At 54.4% G+C, this 19,213-nt stretch carries 13 protein-coding genes, 1 tRNA gene and 3 rRNA genes; 5 read left to right on the forward strand and 12 right to left on the reverse strand.

The genetic code is table 11. The features are described from left to right. Nucleotides 1-35: 35 nt before the first annotated feature. Nucleotides 36-305, reverse strand: coding sequence for a YihD family protein (locus EBA31_RS25555; protein ID WP_046375106.1), 270 nt, complete (start codon nucleotides 303-305; stop codon nucleotides 36-38). A 151-nt stretch (nucleotides 306-456) separates the two neighbouring features. Between EBA31_RS25555 and mobA the strand changes: the two genes are divergently transcribed. Together mobA and mobB are read left to right on the forward strand one after the other, a co-directional pair. Then, nucleotides 457-1,050, forward strand: coding sequence for a molybdenum cofactor guanylyltransferase MobA (gene mobA, locus EBA31_RS25560; protein ID WP_122080482.1), 594 nt, complete (start codon nucleotides 457-459; stop codon nucleotides 1,048-1,050). After that, the gene (gene mobB / locus EBA31_RS25565; RefSeq protein WP_122080483.1) at nucleotides 1,043-1,564 is read left to right on the forward strand and encodes a molybdopterin-guanine dinucleotide biosynthesis protein MobB; all 522 of its coding nucleotides are present in this window, start codon (nucleotides 1,043-1,045) and stop codon (nucleotides 1,562-1,564) included. Before mobA ends, mobB begins: the two co-directional genes overlap by 8 nt. Nucleotides 1,565-1,631: 67 nt before the next feature. On the opposite strand, the gene rrf is transcribed toward mobB, so the two are convergent. The 4 genes from rrf to EBA31_RS25585 form a co-directional block, all read right to left on the reverse strand. Next, nucleotides 1,632-1,747: ribosomal RNA gene (rrf, locus tag EBA31_RS25570) — 5S ribosomal RNA — on the reverse strand. A 102-nt stretch (nucleotides 1,748-1,849) separates the two neighbouring features. After that, a 23S ribosomal RNA gene (locus EBA31_RS25575) occupies nucleotides 1,850-4,757 on the reverse strand. A gap of 232 nt (nucleotides 4,758-4,989) precedes the next feature. Continuing rightward, nucleotides 4,990-5,065: transfer RNA gene (locus EBA31_RS25580), tRNA-Glu, on the reverse strand. Nucleotides 5,066-5,210: 145 nt separating this feature from the next. Next, nucleotides 5,211-6,751, reverse strand: a 16S ribosomal RNA gene (locus tag EBA31_RS25585). Together the 16S, 23S and 5S rRNA genes with 1 tRNA gene alongside form the textbook arrangement of a ribosomal RNA operon. A 520-nt stretch (nucleotides 6,752-7,271) precedes the next feature. Here EBA31_RS25585 and EBA31_RS25590 point away from each other — a divergent pair. Both EBA31_RS25590 and mdtD read left to right on the forward strand, forming a co-directional pair. Beyond that, nucleotides 7,272-7,961 (forward strand): FadR/GntR family transcriptional regulator, encoded by a 690-nt coding sequence (locus EBA31_RS25590; RefSeq protein WP_046374852.1) that lies wholly within the window; start codon nucleotides 7,272-7,274, stop codon nucleotides 7,959-7,961. A 66-nt stretch (nucleotides 7,962-8,027) separates the two neighbouring features. Next, the gene (gene mdtD, locus EBA31_RS25595; RefSeq protein ID WP_041415120.1) at nucleotides 8,028-9,443 is read left to right on the forward strand and encodes a multidrug transporter subunit MdtD; all 1,416 of its coding nucleotides are present in this window, start codon (nucleotides 8,028-8,030) and stop codon (nucleotides 9,441-9,443) included. Here the strand turns inward: mdtD and rbsR are convergent. From rbsR to kup, 7 genes are all read right to left on the reverse strand, one after another. Further along, on the reverse strand, nucleotides 9,440-10,441 hold the full coding sequence (gene rbsR, locus EBA31_RS25600; RefSeq protein ID WP_122080484.1) for a ribose operon transcriptional repressor RbsR: 1,002 nt from the start codon (nucleotides 10,439-10,441) through the stop codon (nucleotides 9,440-9,442). The two genes, mdtD and rbsR, sit on opposite strands and share 4 nt — an antisense overlap. 5 nt (nucleotides 10,442-10,446) lie before the next feature. Continuing rightward, nucleotides 10,447-11,373, reverse strand: a complete 927-nt coding sequence (gene rbsK, locus EBA31_RS25605) for a ribokinase (RefSeq protein WP_048759295.1) — start codon at nucleotides 11,371-11,373, stop codon at nucleotides 10,447-10,449. A gap of 61 nt (nucleotides 11,374-11,434) precedes the next feature. Then, the gene (gene rbsB, locus EBA31_RS25610; protein ID WP_041415747.1) at nucleotides 11,435-12,322 is read right to left on the reverse strand and encodes a ribose ABC transporter substrate-binding protein RbsB; all 888 of its coding nucleotides are present in this window, start codon (nucleotides 12,320-12,322) and stop codon (nucleotides 11,435-11,437) included. Between the two features lie 24 nt (nucleotides 12,323-12,346). Next, nucleotides 12,347-13,312 (reverse strand): ribose ABC transporter permease, encoded by a 966-nt coding sequence (rbsC, locus tag EBA31_RS25615; RefSeq protein ID WP_020837695.1) that lies wholly within the window; start codon nucleotides 13,310-13,312, stop codon nucleotides 12,347-12,349. 6 nt (nucleotides 13,313-13,318) lie between these two features. Next, a complete protein-coding gene (rbsA, locus tag EBA31_RS25620; protein ID WP_046374849.1) occupies nucleotides 13,319-14,824 on the reverse strand; it encodes a ribose ABC transporter ATP-binding protein RbsA in 1,506 nt (501 codons plus the stop codon). Between the two features lie 7 nt (nucleotides 14,825-14,831). After that, the gene (gene rbsD / locus EBA31_RS25625) at nucleotides 14,832-15,251 is read right to left on the reverse strand and encodes a D-ribose pyranase (RefSeq protein WP_020837697.1); all 420 of its coding nucleotides are present in this window, start codon (nucleotides 15,249-15,251) and stop codon (nucleotides 14,832-14,834) included. Between the two features lie 300 nt (nucleotides 15,252-15,551). Continuing rightward, on the reverse strand, nucleotides 15,552-17,420 hold the full coding sequence (kup, locus tag EBA31_RS25630) for a low affinity potassium transporter Kup (protein ID WP_020837698.1): 1,869 nt from the start codon (nucleotides 17,418-17,420) through the stop codon (nucleotides 15,552-15,554). Nucleotides 17,421-17,703: 283 nt separating this feature from the next. Between kup and ravA the strand changes: the two genes are divergently transcribed. After that, nucleotides 17,704-19,212 carry an ATPase RavA gene (gene ravA, locus EBA31_RS25635; RefSeq protein WP_122080485.1) on the forward strand — a complete coding sequence of 503 codons (1,509 nt, stop codon included), beginning with the start codon at nucleotides 17,704-17,706 and terminating at the stop codon, nucleotides 19,210-19,212. The last annotated feature ends 1 nt before the right edge of the window (nucleotide 19,213 follow it).

Consider the following 19,213-nt stretch of genomic DNA (forward strand, 5'->3'; position numbering starts at 1 on the left):
TGCACGAGCAACGGCTTCACCCCGGCGCACGAATGCTAATCTTTGATCACACCACGGGCGCGTAGCAGTGCCGTTTTGAAATCTTCCTCATAATCCTTTTTCAGACCAGGGATCTGTTCGTTGCCGGCGCTGCCGCGCATTTTCAAATGATAGATCAGGATATCATCGCTCAATTCAGTCAGATTGCCCTGAAAGCCAGCTTCTTGCGCCAACTTCTGTAAAAACTGGATCAGATTAAGATCTGGATCTTCCTGCCAGGCCGGGTGCAGAAGCTCAATCAGCTCGTTTACGCGGTGCGTTTTCATCGCAATATTGTCCAATAGAATCAATAAACACACAAAGTAACAGGCTTGCCAACGCAGTGAAAGAAGCAGCTTGTCAATAAAGGTAAATCCTGATGCCACACCGGCTTTAGCGCTACAATCATGGCATTAGTCACAATGTGGAATTTGAAATATGCATGAAGAGATTACCGGCATTATTCTGGCCGGAGGGCGTGCCACTCGCATGGGTGGGGAAGATAAAGGTCTGGTTCCCATTGCCGACATCCCCCTGTATCAGTATGTGCTTGCCCGGCTACGGCCGCAGGTCGGGCCGATAGCCATCAACGCCAATCGCAATCAAGCACGGTATAGGGAAAGTGGCCTGCCGATAATTGGCGATCTGATCCCTGACTTTTCAGGCCCGCTCGCCGGTATGCTGGCCGGCCTGAAATACGCAACGACCGAGTGGGTGGCCTTTGTCCCCTGTGATGTTCCTGACTTTCCTGCAACGCTTATCGAGAAACTCTGGCAACAAAAAGGAAGTGCGATAGCCGCCTATGCCAGTGATGGGGAACGGGCTCACCCAACGCTAGCGCTATTGCACACCAGTCTGGCGACTCCGTTGGAGGATTATCTGGCCCGCGGGGAACGCGAGCTGATGCTGTTCCTGGACGCTGCGCGTGCACAGCAGGTGGAGTTCAAAGGGCAACAATCGGCCTTCCACAATATTAATACCCTTGAGGACTGCCGACGTTGGGTAAAAGAAAAAGGAATTATCCATGAATAGCCCTTCCCAACCCCCTCTACTGGCCATTGCTGCCTATAGCGGCACGGGCAAAACCACTCTGCTTAAACAATTGATTCCTTTATTAAAGCAGCGGCAAATCCGCGTAGGGCTGATCAAACATACTCACCATGATATGGATGTCGATACCCCCGGCAAAGACAGTTATGAACTGCGCAAAGCCGGTGCCGACCAAACGTTGGTCGCCAGCAATAACCGCTGGGCATTAATGACAGAAACGCCGGAACAACCCCCACTGGATCTGCAATATTTGGCGAGTCGTTTTGATACTGGCAAGGTGGATATCATTTTAGTCGAAGGGTTCAAGCATGAGCCAATCAGTAAAATCATTCTCTATCGTGAAGAGGTGGGTAAACCACTGGAGGATATGCTGGACGAGTTTGTGATCGCCATTGCCAGCGATCGATCAATCACTGGCAATGCCCCACTGTTGGATCTTAATGACCCAGAGTGCATCGCTGACTTTATCGGGGACTGGTTAAAAAGCGCAGCCTAGCTGCGCCTTTTTCTTTCGCACACAGCAAAAAGGCCATCCTTGCGGATGGCCTCTTGGCTTAATTGATGCCTGGCAGTGTCCTACTCTCGCATGGGGAGACCCCACACTACCATCGGCGCTACGGCGTTTCACTTCTGAGTTCGGCATGGGGTCAGGTGGGACCACCGCGCTATTGCCGCCAGGCAAATTCTGTTTCATTCCAACCGCTACTCCCGTAGCCATTGAAACCAATCTCGGAACTCGCTGAAAATCTCTACAATCTCTCTAAAACACCTTTGGTGTTGTAAGGTTAAGCCTCACGGATCATTAGTACTGGTTAGCTCAATGCATCGCTGCACTTACACACCCAGCCTATCAACGTCTTAGTCTTAAACGTTCCTTCAGGGGCCTTAAAGGCCCAGGGAAGACTCATCTCGAGGCAAGTTTCGCGCTTAGATGCTTTCAGCGCTTATCTTTTCCGCACTTAGCTACCGGGCAGTGCCATTGGCATGACAACCCGAACACCAGTGGTGCGTTCACTCCGGTCCTCTCGTACTAGGAGCAACCCCTCTCAATCTTCCAACGCCCACGGCAGATAGGGACCGAACTGTCTCACGACGTTCTAAACCCAGCTCGCGTACCACTTTAAATGGCGAACAGCCATACCCTTGGGACCTACTTCAGCCCCAGGATGTGATGAGCCGACATCGAGGTGCCAAACACCGCCGTCGATATGAACTCTTGGGCGGTATCAGCCTGTTATCCCCGGAGTACCTTTTATCCGTTGAGCGATGGCCCTTCCATTCAGAACCACCGGATCACTAAGACCTACTTTCGTACCTGCTCGAGCCGTCACTCTCGCAGTCAAGCTAGCTTATGCCTTTGCACTAACCTCACGATGTCCGACCGTGATTAGCTAACCTTCGTGCTCCTCCGTTACTCTTTGGGAGGAGACCGCCCCAGTCAAACTACCCACCAGACACTGTCCTCACCCCGGATCACGGGGCCGAGTTAGAACATCAAACATTAAAGGGTGGTATTTCAAGGTTGGCTCCACGCAGACTGGCGTCCACGCTTCAAAGCCTCCCACCTATCCTACACATCAAGGCTCAATGTTCAGTGTCAAGCTATAGTAAAGGTTCACGGGGTCTTTCCGTCTTGCCGCGGGTACACTGCATCTTCACAGCGAGTTCAATTTCACTGAGTCTCGGGTGGAGACAGCCTGGCCATCATTACGCCATTCGTGCAGGTCGGAACTTACCCGACAAGGAATTTCGCTACCTTAGGACCGTTATAGTTACGGCCGCCGTTTACTGGGGCTTCGATCAAGAGCTTCGCCTTGCGGCTGACCCCATCAATTAACCTTCCAGCACCGGGCAGGCGTCACACCGTATACGTCCACTTTCGTGTTTGCACAGTGCTGTGTTTTTATTAAACAGTTGCAGCCAGCTGGTATCTGCGACTGGCTTCAGCTCCGAGAGCAAGTCTCTTCACCTACGCGCCAGCGTGCCTTCTCCCGAAGTTACGGCACCATTTTGCCTAGTTCCTTCACCCGAGTTCTCTCAAGCGCCTTGGTATTCTCTACCTGACCACCTGTGTCGGTTTGGGGTACGATTCTGTGTTACCTGATGCTTAGAGGCTTTTCCTGGAAGCTTGGCATCAACTACTTCTGCACCGTAGTGCATCGTCATCACGCCTCAGGGTTAATAAGTAACCGGATTTACCAGGTCACTCCCCCTACACGCTTAAACCGGGACAACCGTCGCCCGGCTAGCCTAGCCTTCTCCGTCCCCCCTTCGCAGTAACACCGAGTACAGGAATATTAACCTGTTTCCCATCGACTACGCCTTTCGGCCTCGCCTTAGGGGTCGACTCACCCTGCCCCGATTAACGTTGGACAGGAACCCTTGGTCTTCCGGCGAGCGGGCTTTTCACCCGCTTTATCGTTACTTATGTCAGCATTCGCACTTCTGATACCTCCAGCAACCCTCACAGGTCACCTTCAACGGCTTACAGAACGCTCCCCTACCCAACAACGCCTAAGCGTCGCTGCCGCAGCTTCGGTGCATGGTTTAGCCCCGTTACATCTTCCGCGCAGGCCGACTCGACCAGTGAGCTATTACGCTTTCTTTAAATGATGGCTGCTTCTAAGCCAACATCCTGGCTGTCTATGCCTTCCCACATCGTTTCCCACTTAACCATGACTTTGGGACCTTAGCTGGCGGTCTGGGTTGTTTCCCTCTTCACGACGGACGTTAGCACCCGCCGTGTGTCTCCCGTGATAACATTCTTCGGTATTCGGAGTTTGCATCGGTTTGGTAAGCCGGGATGGCCCCCTAGCCGAAACAGTGCTCTACCCCCGAAGATGAGTTCACGAGGCGCTACCTAAATAGCTTTCGGGGAGAACCAGCTATCTCCCGGTTTGATTGGCCTTTCACCCCCAGCCACAAGTCATCCGCTAATTTTTCAACATTAGTCGGTTCGGTCCTCCAGTTAGTGTTACCCAACCTTCAACCTGCCCATGGCTAGATCACCGGGTTTCGGGTCTATACCTTGCAACTATTCGCCCAGTTAAGACTCGGTTTCCCTACGGCTCCCCTATACGGTTAACCTTGCTACAAAATATAAGTCGCTGACCCATTATACAAAAGGTACGCAGTCACACCACGAAGGTGCTCCCACTGCTTGTACGTACACGGTTTCAGGTTCTATTTCACTCCCCTCGCCGGGGTTCTTTTCGCCTTTCCCTCACGGTACTGGTTCACTATCGGTCAGTCAGGAGTATTTAGCCTTGGAGGATGGTCCCCCCATATTCAGACAGGATGTCACGTGTCCCGCCCTACTCATCGAACTCACAGTTAATGCATTTTAGTGTACGGGACTATCACCCTTTACTGTGCGACTTTCCAGACGCTTCCACTAACACAAGAACTGATTCAGGTTCTGGGCTCCTCCCCGTTCGCTCGCCGCTACTGGGGGAATCTCGGTTGATTTCTTTTCCTCGGGGTACTTAGATGTTTCAGTTCCCCCGGTTCGCCTCATACGACTATGTATTCATCGTATGATAGTGCAACGAATTGCACTGGGTTTCCCCATTCGGGTATCGCCGGTTATTACGGTTCATATCACCTTACCGACGCTTATCGCAGATTAGCACGCCCTTCATCGCCTCTGACTGCCTAGGCATCCACCGTGTACGCTTAGTCACTTAACCTCACAACCCGAAGGTGTTTCCACTTTCGTGCTGCTACATTTGAGAGACTCTATGACAGGTTAATCCTTATCCCAATACTTCTACGGAGGGATAAGTTTCAGCTGTCATGTTTCAATTTTCAGCTTGTTCCAGATTGTTAAAGAGCAATATCTTAAACACGACTCGCAAGAGTCATCTTTAAGATGTTTTCGGTTTCAAGAACCGGTGATAATGTCTTTCACTCATTATCGGATGGCGTCCCCAAGGGGATTCGAACCCCTGTTACAGCCGTGAAAGGGCAGTGTCCTAGGCCTCTAGACGATGGGGACACGAAAATCCGATTAAACTGACTGTCTTAATCGGTTCGTATCAGCATGAGTCAGTGACTCATTACATCAACAGGTAGCGCTTTTGCTCATTACGTTTCTATCAGACAATCTGTGTGAGCACTTCACGCGAATCAATATCATTAGGTAAGGAGGTGATCCAACCGCAGGTTCCCCTACGGTTACCTTGTTACGACTTCACCCCAGTCATGAATCACAAAGTGGTAAGCGCCCTCCCGAAGGTTAAGCTACCTACTTCTTTTGCAACCCACTCCCATGGTGTGACGGGCGGTGTGTACAAGGCCCGGGAACGTATTCACCGTAGCATTCTGATCTACGATTACTAGCGATTCCGACTTCACGGAGTCGAGTTGCAGACTCCGATCCGGACTACGACGTACTTTATGAGGTCCGCTTGCTCTCGCGAGTTCGCTTCTCTTTGTATACGCCATTGTAGCACGTGTGTAGCCCTACTCGTAAGGGCCATGATGACTTGACGTCATCCCCACCTTCCTCCGGTTTATCACCGGCAGTCTCCTTTGAGTTCCCACCATTACGTGCTGGCAACAAAGGATAAGGGTTGCGCTCGTTGCGGGACTTAACCCAACATTTCACAACACGAGCTGACGACAGCCATGCAGCACCTGTCTCAGAGTTCCCGAAGGCACTAAGCTATCTCTAGCGAATTCTCTGGATGTCAAGAGTAGGTAAGGTTCTTCGCGTTGCATCGAATTAAACCACATGCTCCACCGCTTGTGCGGGCCCCCGTCAATTCATTTGAGTTTTAACCTTGCGGCCGTACTCCCCAGGCGGTCGACTTAACGCGTTAGCTCCGGAAGCCACGCCTCAAGGGCACAACCTCCAAGTCGACATCGTTTACAGCGTGGACTACCAGGGTATCTAATCCTGTTTGCTCCCCACGCTTTCGCACCTGAGCGTCAGTCTTTGTCCAGGGGGCCGCCTTCGCCACCGGTATTCCTCCAGATCTCTACGCATTTCACCGCTACACCTGGAATTCTACCCCCCTCTACAAGACTCTAGCTTGCCAGTTTCAAATGCAGTTCCCACGTTAAGCGCGGGGATTTCACATCTGACTTAACAAACCGCCTGCGTGCGCTTTACGCCCAGTAATTCCGATTAACGCTTGCACCCTCCGTATTACCGCGGCTGCTGGCACGGAGTTAGCCGGTGCTTCTTCTGCGAGTAACGTCAATGAACAGTGCTATTAACACTGAACCCTTCCTCCTCGCTGAAAGTGCTTTACAACCCGAAGGCCTTCTTCACACACGCGGCATGGCTGCATCAGGCTTGCGCCCATTGTGCAATATTCCCCACTGCTGCCTCCCGTAGGAGTCTGGACCGTGTCTCAGTTCCAGTGTGGCTGGTCATCCTCTCAGACCAGCTAGGGATCGTCGCCTAGGTGAGCCATTACCCCACCTACTAGCTAATCCCATCTGGGCACATCTGATGGCATGAGGCCCGAAGGTCCCCCACTTTGGTCCGTAGACGTTATGCGGTATTAGCTACCGTTTCCAGTAGTTATCCCCCTCCATCAGGCAGTTTCCCAGACATTACTCACCCGTCCGCCGCTCGTCACCCAGGAGCAAGCTCCCTGTGCTACCGCTCGACTTGCATGTGTTAGGCCTGCCGCCAGCGTTCAATCTGAGCCATGATCAAACTCTTCAATTAAAAGCTTGATTTGCTTCAACTCGTGAAGCGATGCTCGAAAATTAACTTTCGTAATAATTCAACTAAATGAATTACTGCTTGGTCACTCTTCAAGACTTGATATTTTTTTGAACCCTAAGGTTCTGGATATCGTCTTGTGGAGTGCCCACACAGATTGTCTGATAAATTGTTAAAGAGCAGTGAGTTAGGTTGCTAACTCGAGGTGGCGTATATTACGCTTTTCACCTGAAGAGTCAAGCTTTTTTCTTATTAAGAAACGGTGTTTTCACCGGCTTGAATCTTTCTGGCTGGGCGACTGGTTCTCGTTAGAGGAGTCGTTGTTCCCGGTCAGTGGAGGCGCATTATAGGGAGTTCTCAGAAGGCCGCAACCCCTAAATGCAAAAAACTTTTCAAGCGCGGTATTTTTCGACAAAACGCTGAACAAGCCAGCGTTTTCGTCACTTTTTCCGGAAATCAGCGACAAAAGCTGGCGATCCGTAGAGTAAAATAAGAGTAACAATGTCAGTAAGGACTCGCAGCCATGCAATTTAATGCTCAACAACAGGCCGCCCAACGCAATCTTTCTTATCTACTTGCAGAAAAACTCGGCCAACAAATTCTGGCAGGCGATTATCAGGCCGGCAGTATCCTGCCCGGGGAGATGGAACTCGGGGAACAATTTGGCGTGAGCCGCACCGCGGTACGTGAAGCGGTGAAGATGCTGGCCGCCAAAGGCATGCTGCTCCCCCGTCCGCGCATCGGCACCCGGGTCATGCCGCAAAGTCAGTGGAACTTTCTCGATCAGGATTTACTGACCTGGTGGATGACCAAAGAGAACTTCGATCAGGTGATGCAGCATTTCCTTATCCTGCGAACCTCGCTGGAACCTCAGGCCTGCTCATTGGCGGCTGCCAACGCCAGCACGCAGCAAACTGCGCGGTTGGCTGAACTGATGGCGGAAATGCGGGCACTGCATGTTCAGTTTGACCGCGAGCACTGGATCCAGGTTGATACCCAGTTCCACCAGCTTATCTATGAGGCCAGCGGTAATCCGTTTCTCACATCATTCGCCAACCTGTTCAGTTCGGTGTATCAAAGTTACTTCCGCGCCATCACAGGTAACGAAGTGATTAAGCTCCAGAACCATCAGGCCATTGTCGATGCGATACTCGCCGGCGACGGCGCAGGGGCATTAGCCGCCTGCCAGGTCTTGCTCAGAGAGAAAGACTAACTCATGCCCTACTTATATATAGAAGAACAATGAAGGGACGAATACGACAGTTAACCGGGAATCATAATGACTAAATCCGCGCGCAGTATGGCAGGGCTCCCCTGGATCGCCGCAATGGCATTCTTTATGCAGGCGCTGGACGCCACCATCCTCAACACGGCGTTGCCTGCGATAGCGCAAAGCCTGGAGCGCTCGCCACTGGCGATGCAGTCTGCCGTAATCAGCTATACGTTGACGGTTGCCATGCTGATCCCGGTCAGTGGCTGGCTGGCAGACCGTTTCGGTACCCGGCGGGTGTTTATCTTTGCGGTTTCGCTATTTACTCTCGGTTCGCTGCTGTGTGCGCTTTCCCCAACGCTAAGCGTGTTGGTGACTTCACGCGTCATTCAGGGCGTTGGTGGTGCGATGATGATGCCGGTAGCGCGTTTGGCCCTGTTGCGCGCCTACCCGCGCAGCGAGCTGTTGCCGGTTCTGAACTTCGTGACTATGCCCGGGCTGGTTGGCCCGATCATGGGGCCGATGCTGGGGGGATGGCTGGTCACCTACGCCACCTGGCACTGGATTTTCCTTATCAACATCCCGATTGGCCTGCTCGGCATCTTCTATGCACGCAAATATATGCCGGACTTCACCACGCCCAAGCGTCGGTTCGATTTCCTCGGCTTTATGCTGTTTGGCCTGAGTCTGGTGCTGGTTTCTACCGGGCTTGAGCTGTTTGGCGAACAGGTACTGGCCAGCTATATCTCACTGGGTATTCTGCTCAGCGGCGTGGTGATGCTGTTCGGCTATATCGCTCATGCCCGCAGGCACCCTCAGCCACTGATTGGTTTGGATTTATTCCAGACTCGCACCTTCTCCGTGGGGATCGCCGGCAATGTCGCTTCACGCCTGGGTACCGGCTGCGTGCCGTTCCTGATGCCGCTGATGCTGCAGGTCGGTTTCGGTTACTCGGCGATTATTGCGGGCTGCATGATGGCACCGACGGCCATCGGCTCACTGATGGCGAAATCCACCGTGACTCAAGTGCTGCGCTGGTTCGGCTATCGCAAAACGCTGGTTGGCATCACGTTGATTATCGGCGTGCTGATCGCCCAGTTTGCATTACAAAGCCCGGGAATGCCGCTGTGGTTGATGATCCTGCCGCTGTTCGTGCTGGGGATGGCAATGTCTACACAGTTCACCGCCATGAATACCATCAGCCTGGCGGATTTAAACGATGCCAATGCCAGCTCCGGCAACAGCGTGCTGGCGGTTACTCAGCAGCTTTCCATCAGCTTCGGCGTGGCGATCAGCGCAGCAGTGCTACGTTTCTATGAATCTATGTCGCTCGGCACCATGGTCGATCACTTCCACTACACCTTTATCACCATGGGGATTGTCACCCTGGCCTCAGCATTTGTCTTTATGCTGTTAAAAAGGAAGGACGGCCGAAATCTGATCAGTGGCCGTGACAGCAAGAAAGAAGCCGAAGCTACCCGCTAGCGGCGGCCAACCGAAGCGCGTTCCACCAGCTCAGGGGTCAGTACCAGAACCTGAGCTTCACGTTCCGGATTCTGCAGGCGGTTGATCAACGCATCGATCGCCAATTCGCCCAGCGAATCTTTAGGTTGATGGATAGTGCTTAGCGGCGGCGCAAGGTATTTGGCCAGTTCGATATCATCGTAACCCATCACCGCCATGTCCTGCGGTACCGATAACCCAGCCTGATACAACGCCTGGTAAGCCCCCACCGCGACCGCGTCGTTGCCGGCGAACACCGCGTGGGGTGGTTCAGCCAAGGCCAACAGCTGTTTCATGGCGATGACACCGCCTTCAAATTCAAAATCGCAGTGCACTTCATACCCCGGCAGGCTCGCCAGCCCAGCACGCTGCATGGCACTGCGATAGCCTTCCAGTCGGTGACGTGCCGTGGTTTTATCCTGCGGGCCGGCGATGCAGGCAATTTTGCGATACCCGCGAGCGATCAGATGATCGGTCGCCATCTCGCCACCCAACAAAGAGTTGTCCTGGATGATGTCGTTAGCCCCTTCGAACGGCGCCCAGTCCATCATCACTATTGGTAGAGACGGGTAGCGACTCAGCGCATCCTGCGATGGCCGATGGTTTTCGGTACACATCAACAGCAAACCGTCGACGCGCTTTTGCAGCAGCGTCTCCATATTACGGTTCATGCGCGCAGCATCTTCTTCGGTATTGCACAGGATCAAACTGTAGCCACGTTCATAACAACTGCGCTCGACGCCACGCACCACCTCAGCATAAAAGGGGTTGTTGCTGGAGGTGACCAGCATGCCGATGGTTCGCGTCTGATTCAGTTTGAGACTGCGCGCCAGGGCGGAAGGCGCATAGTTCAGTTGTTCTATAGCCGCCATGATTTTGGCTCGCACGCTGTCGCTGACAAAGCGATTGTTATTAATGACGTGCGAAACCGTCGAGGTTGAAACACCCGCCAGGCGGGCGACATCTTTCATGGTGGCCAAGGGGGTTACTCCTGCTGCTGCAAGAAGGCGTCAATCTCTTCGCGCCAGGGCACGGAAGGTTGGGCGCCGGGACGGGTCACCGCAATTGCCGCTGCTGCATGAGCAAAGCGCACCGCATCCGCCATGGTTTTGCCTTCCAGCAACGCCGTGACCAGCGCCCCGTTGAAGGTATCGCCAGCGGCGATAGTATCGACCGCTTTAACCTTGAAACCGGGTACCAATTTGCCGTTGCCGTTCTCACTCAGCCACACGCCACGGCTACCAAGGGTGATGATCACCGTTGCGATACCTTTATCGTGCAACGCCTGAGCGGCGCGCGCGGCATCATTATCGTCATTGACCGCAATACCGGTCAGGCGCTGAGCTTCGGTTTCGTTTGGCGTAATCATATCGATAGTCGCCAGTAGATCGTCCGGCAGCTCACGAGCAGGTGCCGGGTTAAGGATAACCTGCGTCTGATGCTGTTTCGCCAGGCTGGCGGCTGCGATAACGGTTTCCAACGGAGACTCGAGCTGCATCAGCAACGCGTCGGCGTCGATAACCTTTTGCTGATAACGTGCAAGATAATCGGGGGTCACTGCGGCATTGGCACCCGCATCGATGCCGATCACGTTCTCGCCTTCCGCATTAACGAAAATCAGCGCGACGCCCGTGGTGCTGTCGGCAATAGCTTCTATCGGTTGGGTATCAATGCGATCGCTTGCCAGTTGCTGACGTACGCGTTCACCGATGTCATCGGCACCCACGCAGGCGATAAAAGCGATATCTGCACCGCTGCGCCCAGCCGCCACCGCCTGGTTTGCGCCCTTGCCGCCAAACGCCACTTTATACTGTTTCCCGATCACCGTTTCGCCCGGGCGAGGAAACTGCTCAATATTAAGGATATGGTCGGCATTGATACTGCCCAGAACCACCAGCTTACCTGTTGCCATCGCATTGATTCCTGAATTACGCGCCATCATAAACGCCCCGTTTTGATGGCGCTGGTATGACTTATTGGGTGACCAGTTTCAAATCCACCGGAATGGTAGCCGACACTTTCTCGCCTTTCAGCACTTTATCGGCAGTTTCTACGCCGATCACGCCGATCTGATCCGGACGCTGCGCGACGGTAGCCGCCAGTTTGCCGCCTTCAACCGCTTTCACGCCGTCGGCAGTGCCGTCGAAGCCTACCACGACCACGTCGGTTTTACCGGCGGTTTGCAGCGCACGCAGGGCGCCCAGCGCCATTTCATCGTTCTGGGCAAACACCGCCTGCACATCTGGGTGAGCGGTCAGCAGGTTCTGCATCACGTTCAGGCCTTTGGTACGGTCGAAATCTGCCGGTTGGCTGGCCAACAGTTTGAATTTGTTCTGATCCAGTGATTGTTTAAAGCCTTCGCCACGCTCACGGGCAGCGGAGGTACCGGCGATCCCTTCCAGTTGGATCACTTTAGCGTCTGCGCCCACTTTTTTGGCAATGAAATCACCGGCCATTTTGCCGCCAACGCGGTTATCCGAAGCGATATGGCTGACCACTTCGCCCTTGCTCGCCACGCGGTCCAGGGTGATGACCGGGATCTTGGCCTGATTGGCCATCTTGATGGCGTTGCCGACCGCATCAGAATCGGTTGGGTTAATCAGCAGCAGCTTAGGCGCCTGCACCATCAGATCCTGCACGTTAGCCAGCTCTTTCGCCGGGTTATTCTGCGAATCCAGCACCACCAGGTTGTAACCCAGCTTGTTGGCTTCCTGCTGCGCCCCCTCTTTCATTGAGACAAAGAACGGGTTGTTCAGCGTGGAAACCACCAGCGCAATGGTGTCTTTCGCCAGCGCGTTAGCGCTCAGGGTGGCGCTCAGTGCGAAGGCTGAAGCCAAAATTGCCAGTTTTTTCATTTTCATCATCGTGATTCCTGTAGGGGGAGATTATTTGTTGCTTTTGTTCTCTACCAGAACCGCCAGCAGTATCACCACTGCCTTCACGATCATTTGGTAGTAAGAAGAAACACCCAGTAAATTCAATCCGTTGTTCAGGAAGCCAAGGATCAGCGCCCCGATCAAGGTACCAACAATGCGACCCTTGCCGCCGGCCAGGCTGGTACCGCCCAGCACCACTGCGGCAATGGCGTCCAACTCATAGCCGGTGCCGGCGGTCGGCTGCGCGGAAGACAGGCGCGCCACTTCGATCACGCCCGCCAACGCCGCCAACAAACCACAAAGCGAATAAACGATAATCTTCACTTTATCGACGCTGATACCGGACAGGCGGGTCGCCGCCTCGTTGCCGCCCAGAGCATAAATATAGCGGCCCAGACGGGTATGGTGCAGCATGTACCACGCAGCGATAAAGACGATCGCCATGATCCAGATCGGGGTTGGTACGCCCAGCGGCCGGCCGATACCGAACCAGCCGAAAGTATCGGCCACGTCGGTAAAGCCGGTGTTCACCGGGCTGCCGTTGGTGTACACCATGGTGACGCCGCGCAACAGCAGCATCATCACCAGGGTCGCAATAAATGCCTGCACCTTGCCTTTGGCAACAATCACCCCGGTACAGGCGCCGACCGCGGCCCCCAATGCCAGTGCCGCCGCCACGGCCACCACCGCGTTGACTTCAAAGCCCACGATCGATGCCGCTACCGCACCAGTTAACGCCAGTAGCGATCCCACCGACAAATCGATGCCGGAAGTGAGGATCACCAGCGTCATCCCCACCGCCATAATGGCGTTAACAGAGGTTTGCTGCAGAATATTGAACAGGTTATTTAGGGTGAAGAAATTCGGGCTCATTGAAGAGACCACGGCGATCAGCACCAGCAGAGCAATCAGTGATTTTTGCTCTAACAGCCACTCTTTACTGAACCAGCGCTTTGCCACACTCTGGGAACTCATATCTGATTACTCCTGCTTTACGCCGTATTGCTTGCCAACGGCCGCAGCCATCAACGCTTCCTGGGTGGCCTGTTCAATCGGGAACTCGCCGCTAAGGTGTCCTTCGTGCATCACCAGAATGCGGTCGCTCATGCCCATGACCTCCGGCATTTCCGACGACACCAGAATGATGCTCAGACCTTCCTGCTTGAACTGGTTAATTAACTGATAGATTTCTTTTTTGGCACCGACGTCGACACCGCGTGTCGGTTCATCGAGGATCAACACCTTTGGCCGCGTCATCAGGCCGCGGGCGATTGCCACTTTTTGCTGATTGCCGCCGGAGAGCAGGCCAATGGGCTGTTCCATCGACGGCGTCTTGATATTGAACAAGCGGATGAAATCCCCCACCGCCTGCTGTTCTTCGGCCTGTTTCAGGCTGCCGCCGGCACGGCTGAAATAGCGCAGCGCGGTCAACGACATGTTTTCCTTCACCGACATCCCCAATACCAGACCATCGCGCTTGCGGTCTTCGGAGATATACACAATGCCGTTCGCCAAACCGTCCTGTGGAGAATGAGTGACCACCTGGCGGCCATCGAGGCTGACCGTGCCGGCCTTGCGCGGTGCTGCCCCGTAGAGAATTTTCATCAGTTCGGTTCGCCCGGCGCCCATCAACCCGGCGACGCCAAGAATTTCGCCACGGTACAGCGTAAAGCTGACGTCATGCACACCCGGACCGGAAACCTGACTGACCTCCAGCCGTTTTTCACCGCGCGGCTGGTTGAGGCGCGGGTATTGTTCTTCCAGCTTGCGGCCGACCATCATTTCTATCAGCGAATCTTCCTGCAGCTCACTGACCGGACGTTCGGCGATAAACTGCCCGTCACGAAACACCGTGACGTCATCGCAAATTTCAAAAATCTCTTTCAGCCGGTGGGAGATGTAAACAATCCCTCGCCCTTCGGCCTTCAGTTCATTGATCACTTTAAATAAAGAGGCCGTCTCGGTATCGGTCAACGCATCCGTCGGCTCATCCATAATGATGACTTTCGATTCGAAGCTCAGCACCTTGGCGATTTCCACCATTTGCTGATCGCCGATCGACAGTTCCCCCACCAGCCGGTGGCTGCTGTAACTCAGGTTCAGTCGTGCGAGCAGTTTGTCTGCTTCGGCATACATGCGCTTCCAGTCGATGCGGCCGATACGGTTAACGAACTCACGCCCGAGGAAGATGTTCTCCGCAATGGTCAATTGCGGGATCAGGTTCAGTTCCTGATGGATGATGCCGATGCCCGCTTCCTGCGAATCCTTTGGGCCGTTGAACGCCACCTCTTTTCCGAGAAAGTACTGACTGCCGGCGTCTTTGTTATAAATGCCGGTCAGCACCTTCATCATGGTGGATTTACCGGCGCCGTTTTCACCCACCAGCGCCATCACCTTGCCCGGGTACACGCTGAGCGCAGCGCCGGAAAGCGCCTTCACGCCGGGAAAGGCTTTATCGATCCCTTTCAGTTGCAGTAAAGGTTGCATAGGTGCCTCAGAAAGTTACGCCGGCGCAAAGGATCACGTTCGCGTAGGGCGAACATTCCCCGCTGCGGATCACCGCACGGCAGTGTTCCGTTTGTGCTTTAAAAGCCTGGTGGCTGATATAGCTCAGGCTAATGCTCTTCCCCTGGCGTTGGCCAAGTTCGGTCAGCTGAGCCAATAACGCGCTATGAAGCTGTGGATTTTGCTTAACGATCTCTTCCGCCAGAATGGCGCTTTCGACCTGCATCTCCTGCGTCACGACCTCGAGTACCTGTAGAAAAGTCGGCACCCCCTGAGTCAGCGCCAAATCGATGCGCTGTGTGGCCGCCGGAATAGGCAGCCCGGCATCGCCGATAGCTATCTGATCGGTATGACCGAGACGGGAAACCACGGCAGAGACATCAGCATTCAGCAACACGCCTTTTTTCATCTTGTTCTTCTCATTCCGTCAGCGAAACGTTTCGCTTGTGTCTGGAGTTTAAAAAAACGTCAGTAGAAGGCAACCGGGATAATGCAGAAGTGTGATCGTCATCGAAACGTTTCGCTCGTGTTACCGAGAACAGATACCCTCAATAATTGACGTTGCATCGCGGCGGCAAGCCTGCGAAATCCCGGGAGCATAATCCACTATGTGACCGGGATGAGCTGGTGCAGCCAACAAAGAGGCAGCTTCAAGTATGACGGGGTTAAACAGAAAGGGCCCAGCGGTGGCTGAGCCCTTGAGGGGGAGTTAAATCTCGACCTGGGTTCCCAGCTCGATCACCCTATTGGGCGGGATCTCAAACTGGTCCGGCGCGCGTAGCGCATTGCGGCTCAATGCAATAAACAGCTTGCCGCGCAGGAACAGGTACCACGGCCGTTTGGTCAGGATCAACGACTCGTGCGACATAAAGAACGAGGTTTCCGTCATCCGGCACGGCAGCCCTTCCAGCCCGCAGCGGTGGAACACTTCTTCAACGTTCGGCGTTTCACGCCAGCCATAGCTGGCCACCACCCGCCAGAAGGTCGGTGACAGCTGTTCGATGGTCACTCGCCGCACGTTGTGAACGTAAGGTGCATCCTCGGTACGCAACGTCAACAGCACCACGCGTTCGTGCAGCACCTTGTTGTGCTTTAGGTTATGCAGCAGCGCAAAAGGGATCACGTTGATGGCGCGTGACATAAAGACCGCGGTGCCAGGCACCCGCACCGGCGGCGATTTTTCCAGTGAGGCGATCATCGCCTCCAGGGAATTGCCGTGCTCGTGCATGCGGCGCAGCAGGCGGAAACGTTCGCTCTTCCAGGTGGTCATGATGATGAACATCACCAGCGCCAACATCAGCGGCAGCCAACCACCCGAGAACAGTTTCAGGGCGTTGGCGGAGAACATCGGGATGTCGATAATCAGCAGGACAACCAGAATGCCGACGGCGAAGAAGCGATTCCAGTGCCAGTTTTTAATCGCCACCGACGTCACCAGAATACTGGTCAGCACCATGGTGCCGGTCACGGCGATGCCGTAGGCCGCCGCCAGATTACTGGAGTGTTCGAAACCGACAATCACCAGCACCACCGCGATATACAGCGTCCAGTTGATCACCGGAATGTAGATTTGGCCGGATTCCATCTCAGACGTATGGATGATGCGCATTGGCGACAGGTAACCCAGGCGCACCGCCTGACGGGTCAGGGAGAACACGCCGGAGATCACCGCCTGCGAGGCGATAACCGTGGCCAGCGTCGCCAGAATTAATAGCGGGATCAGCGCCCAGTCGGGCGCCAACAGGAAGAACGGATTCTTGATCGCCTCCGGATTTTTCAGCAACAGAGCGCCCTGGCCAAAATAGTTCAGCACCAGTGAAGGCAGCACCACGGTGAACCAGGCCAGGCGAATAGGGAATTTGCCGAAGTGGCCCATATCGGCGTACAACGCCTCAACGCCGGTAATCGACAGCACCACCGCACCCAGCGCAAAGAACGAAACCTTCTTATATTCAATAAAGAAGTTCAGCGCCCATTTCGGGTTCAACGCCTGCAACACTTCCGGGTTAGCCATAATGCTGCGCGCCCCCAGCACCGCCAGGACGATAAACCACAGCAGCATCACCGGAGCAAAGAGCTTACCGACGCTGCCGGTACCGTGTTTCTGGATGGCGAACAGCAGCGTCAGCACCAGAATCGACAGCGGAACGATATAGCCATCGAGCGACGGAGCGGCGATTTCCAACCCTTCTATCGCGGACATCACCGATATCGCCGGGGTGATCACCACCTCGCCATAGAAGAAGCTGCCGCCAATCAGGCCCAGGATCACCAACACTGCGGTAGTGCGCGCTGAAGTATTACGCCCGGCCAACGACATCAGCGTCAGGATCCCGCCTTCGCCGGCGTTATCTGCCCGCATGACATAAGTGAGGTATTTAAGGGAAACAATGATGATCAGCATCCAGAAAATCAGCGACAGGAAGCCGAAAACTACGTCTGGACGAACATCGAAGCCGTAATGGCCGGAGAAACACTCTCTGAGAGTATAGAGAGGACTGGTGCCGATATCACCGTAAACCACCCCAATTGCCGCCAGGGTTACCGCCGATAAGGACTGTTTATGCTCTGTGCTCATAATTCGTTTCTTTATTAGAACATCCGTTAGCGATGCATCCGCATCAGCCAGAGATACGGGCTCTAAGATCCGTTACGCCCACTAAAAGGCGCACAGTATGCACGATTTATACTGCTTGCCTACTCTTATATCAGACCCAAAAAATAAACAAAATGTGAACCGGCCGCTCTTTTGATAATAGAAAGATTTTACTAATCAACAAGCTATACCATTAAAAATAATGGTGGTTTATCATCGGATTATCCACCAAGATTGGCTAACTCTCGGACAACACGACAATAATATGGCGCCATCATCACTTCTTGCAGAACGGATTTCCCGCCTCAGCAGCGCGCTGGAGAGCGGTCTTTATGAACGTCAGGAAGCCATTCGCCTGTGTCTGCTGGCGGCGCTCAGCGGTGAAAGCGTGTTCCTGCTCGGTCCACCGGGCATTGCCAAAAGCCTGATTGCACGCCGGTTAAAATTCGCCTTTCGCCATGCGCGCTCCTTTGAATACCTGATGACGCGCTTCTCGACGCCGGAAGAGGTGTTCGGCCCGTTATCCATCCAGGCGTTAAAAGACGAAGGCCGCTATCAGCGCCTGACCGCCGGCTACCTGCCCGAAGCGGAAATCGTATTTCTGGATGAGATCTGGAAAGCCGGCCCGGCAATCCTCAATACCCTGCTGACCGCGATCAACGAACGTCGCTTCCGTAACGGCAACGCGGAGGAACCGATCCCCCTGCGGCTGTTGGTCACCGCCTCCAACGAACTGCCGGAAGCCGACAGCAGCCTGGAAGCGCTGTACGACCGCATGCTGATACGCCTGTGGCTGGACAAAGTGCAGGACAAGCAGAACTTTCGCTCGTTGCTGGTCAGCCGCCAGAACGAGAATGAAAACCCGGTGCCGGAAGCCCTGAGCATCACCGACGAGGAGTATCACCAGTGGCAATCGCAGATCGACAAAATCAAGCTGCCTGAAAGCTGCTTCGAACTGATATTCCAACTGCGTCAGCGGCTGGATGCGCTGGACCATGCTCCTTACGTTTCCGATCGCCGATGGAAAAAGGCATTGCGCCTATTGCAGGCCTGCGCCTTTTTCAGTGGTCGCGACGCCGTGGCCCCGATCGACCTGCTGCTGCTGAAAGACTGCCTGTGGCACGATCTCACCTCACTAAAACTGCTGCAGCAGCAAGTAGAGCAGTTGCTGAACGAGTCGGCCTACCAACAGCAAACGCTGCTGATCCAGCTGCAACAGATCCACACCCGCTGGCTGCAGCACCAACAACAGCAGAGCGACAGTCAGGCGATCACACTGGTAAAAAAAGGCGGCATGTTCAGCCGAAAGCCGCAGTTTGCCCTGGCCACACCGCTCGGCACCGGCCCCCTGACACTGTTGCTGCAAAAACCGCTGCAGCTGCATGATATTCAGGTCAACCATCTGAGTATAGAAAACAACGTACTGGAAAACTGGCTGCAAAAAGGCGGCGACGTACGCGCCAAACTGAACGGCATCGGCTTTGCCCAGCAGATCGATCTGGAAGTGGATGAAAAACTGCATCTGACGGTACTGGACGTCAGTCGTCAGCCTTCGCTGCTGGCCCTGCCAGGTATAAAGACCGGGGGAACGCCTCAGGCAATGCTCGACGAAATGGACCAGTTGGCTCAGCGTCTGGCGGAACAGCGTCGGTTGTTCAGTCAGCATCAGCCCTGCCTGTTTACCCCGGCCGCCAGGCTGGCAAAAATTGAGGCCAGCCTGTTGCAGGTGGCGGAACAAATCAAACAGCAGCACCAGCAGATGTGCGGTCAGTAAG

The organism is Serratia sp. P2ACOL2 (assembly GCF_003691565.1).
In the GTDB taxonomy this organism is placed as follows: Bacteria; Pseudomonadota; Gammaproteobacteria; order Enterobacterales; family Enterobacteriaceae; genus Serratia; species Serratia liquefaciens.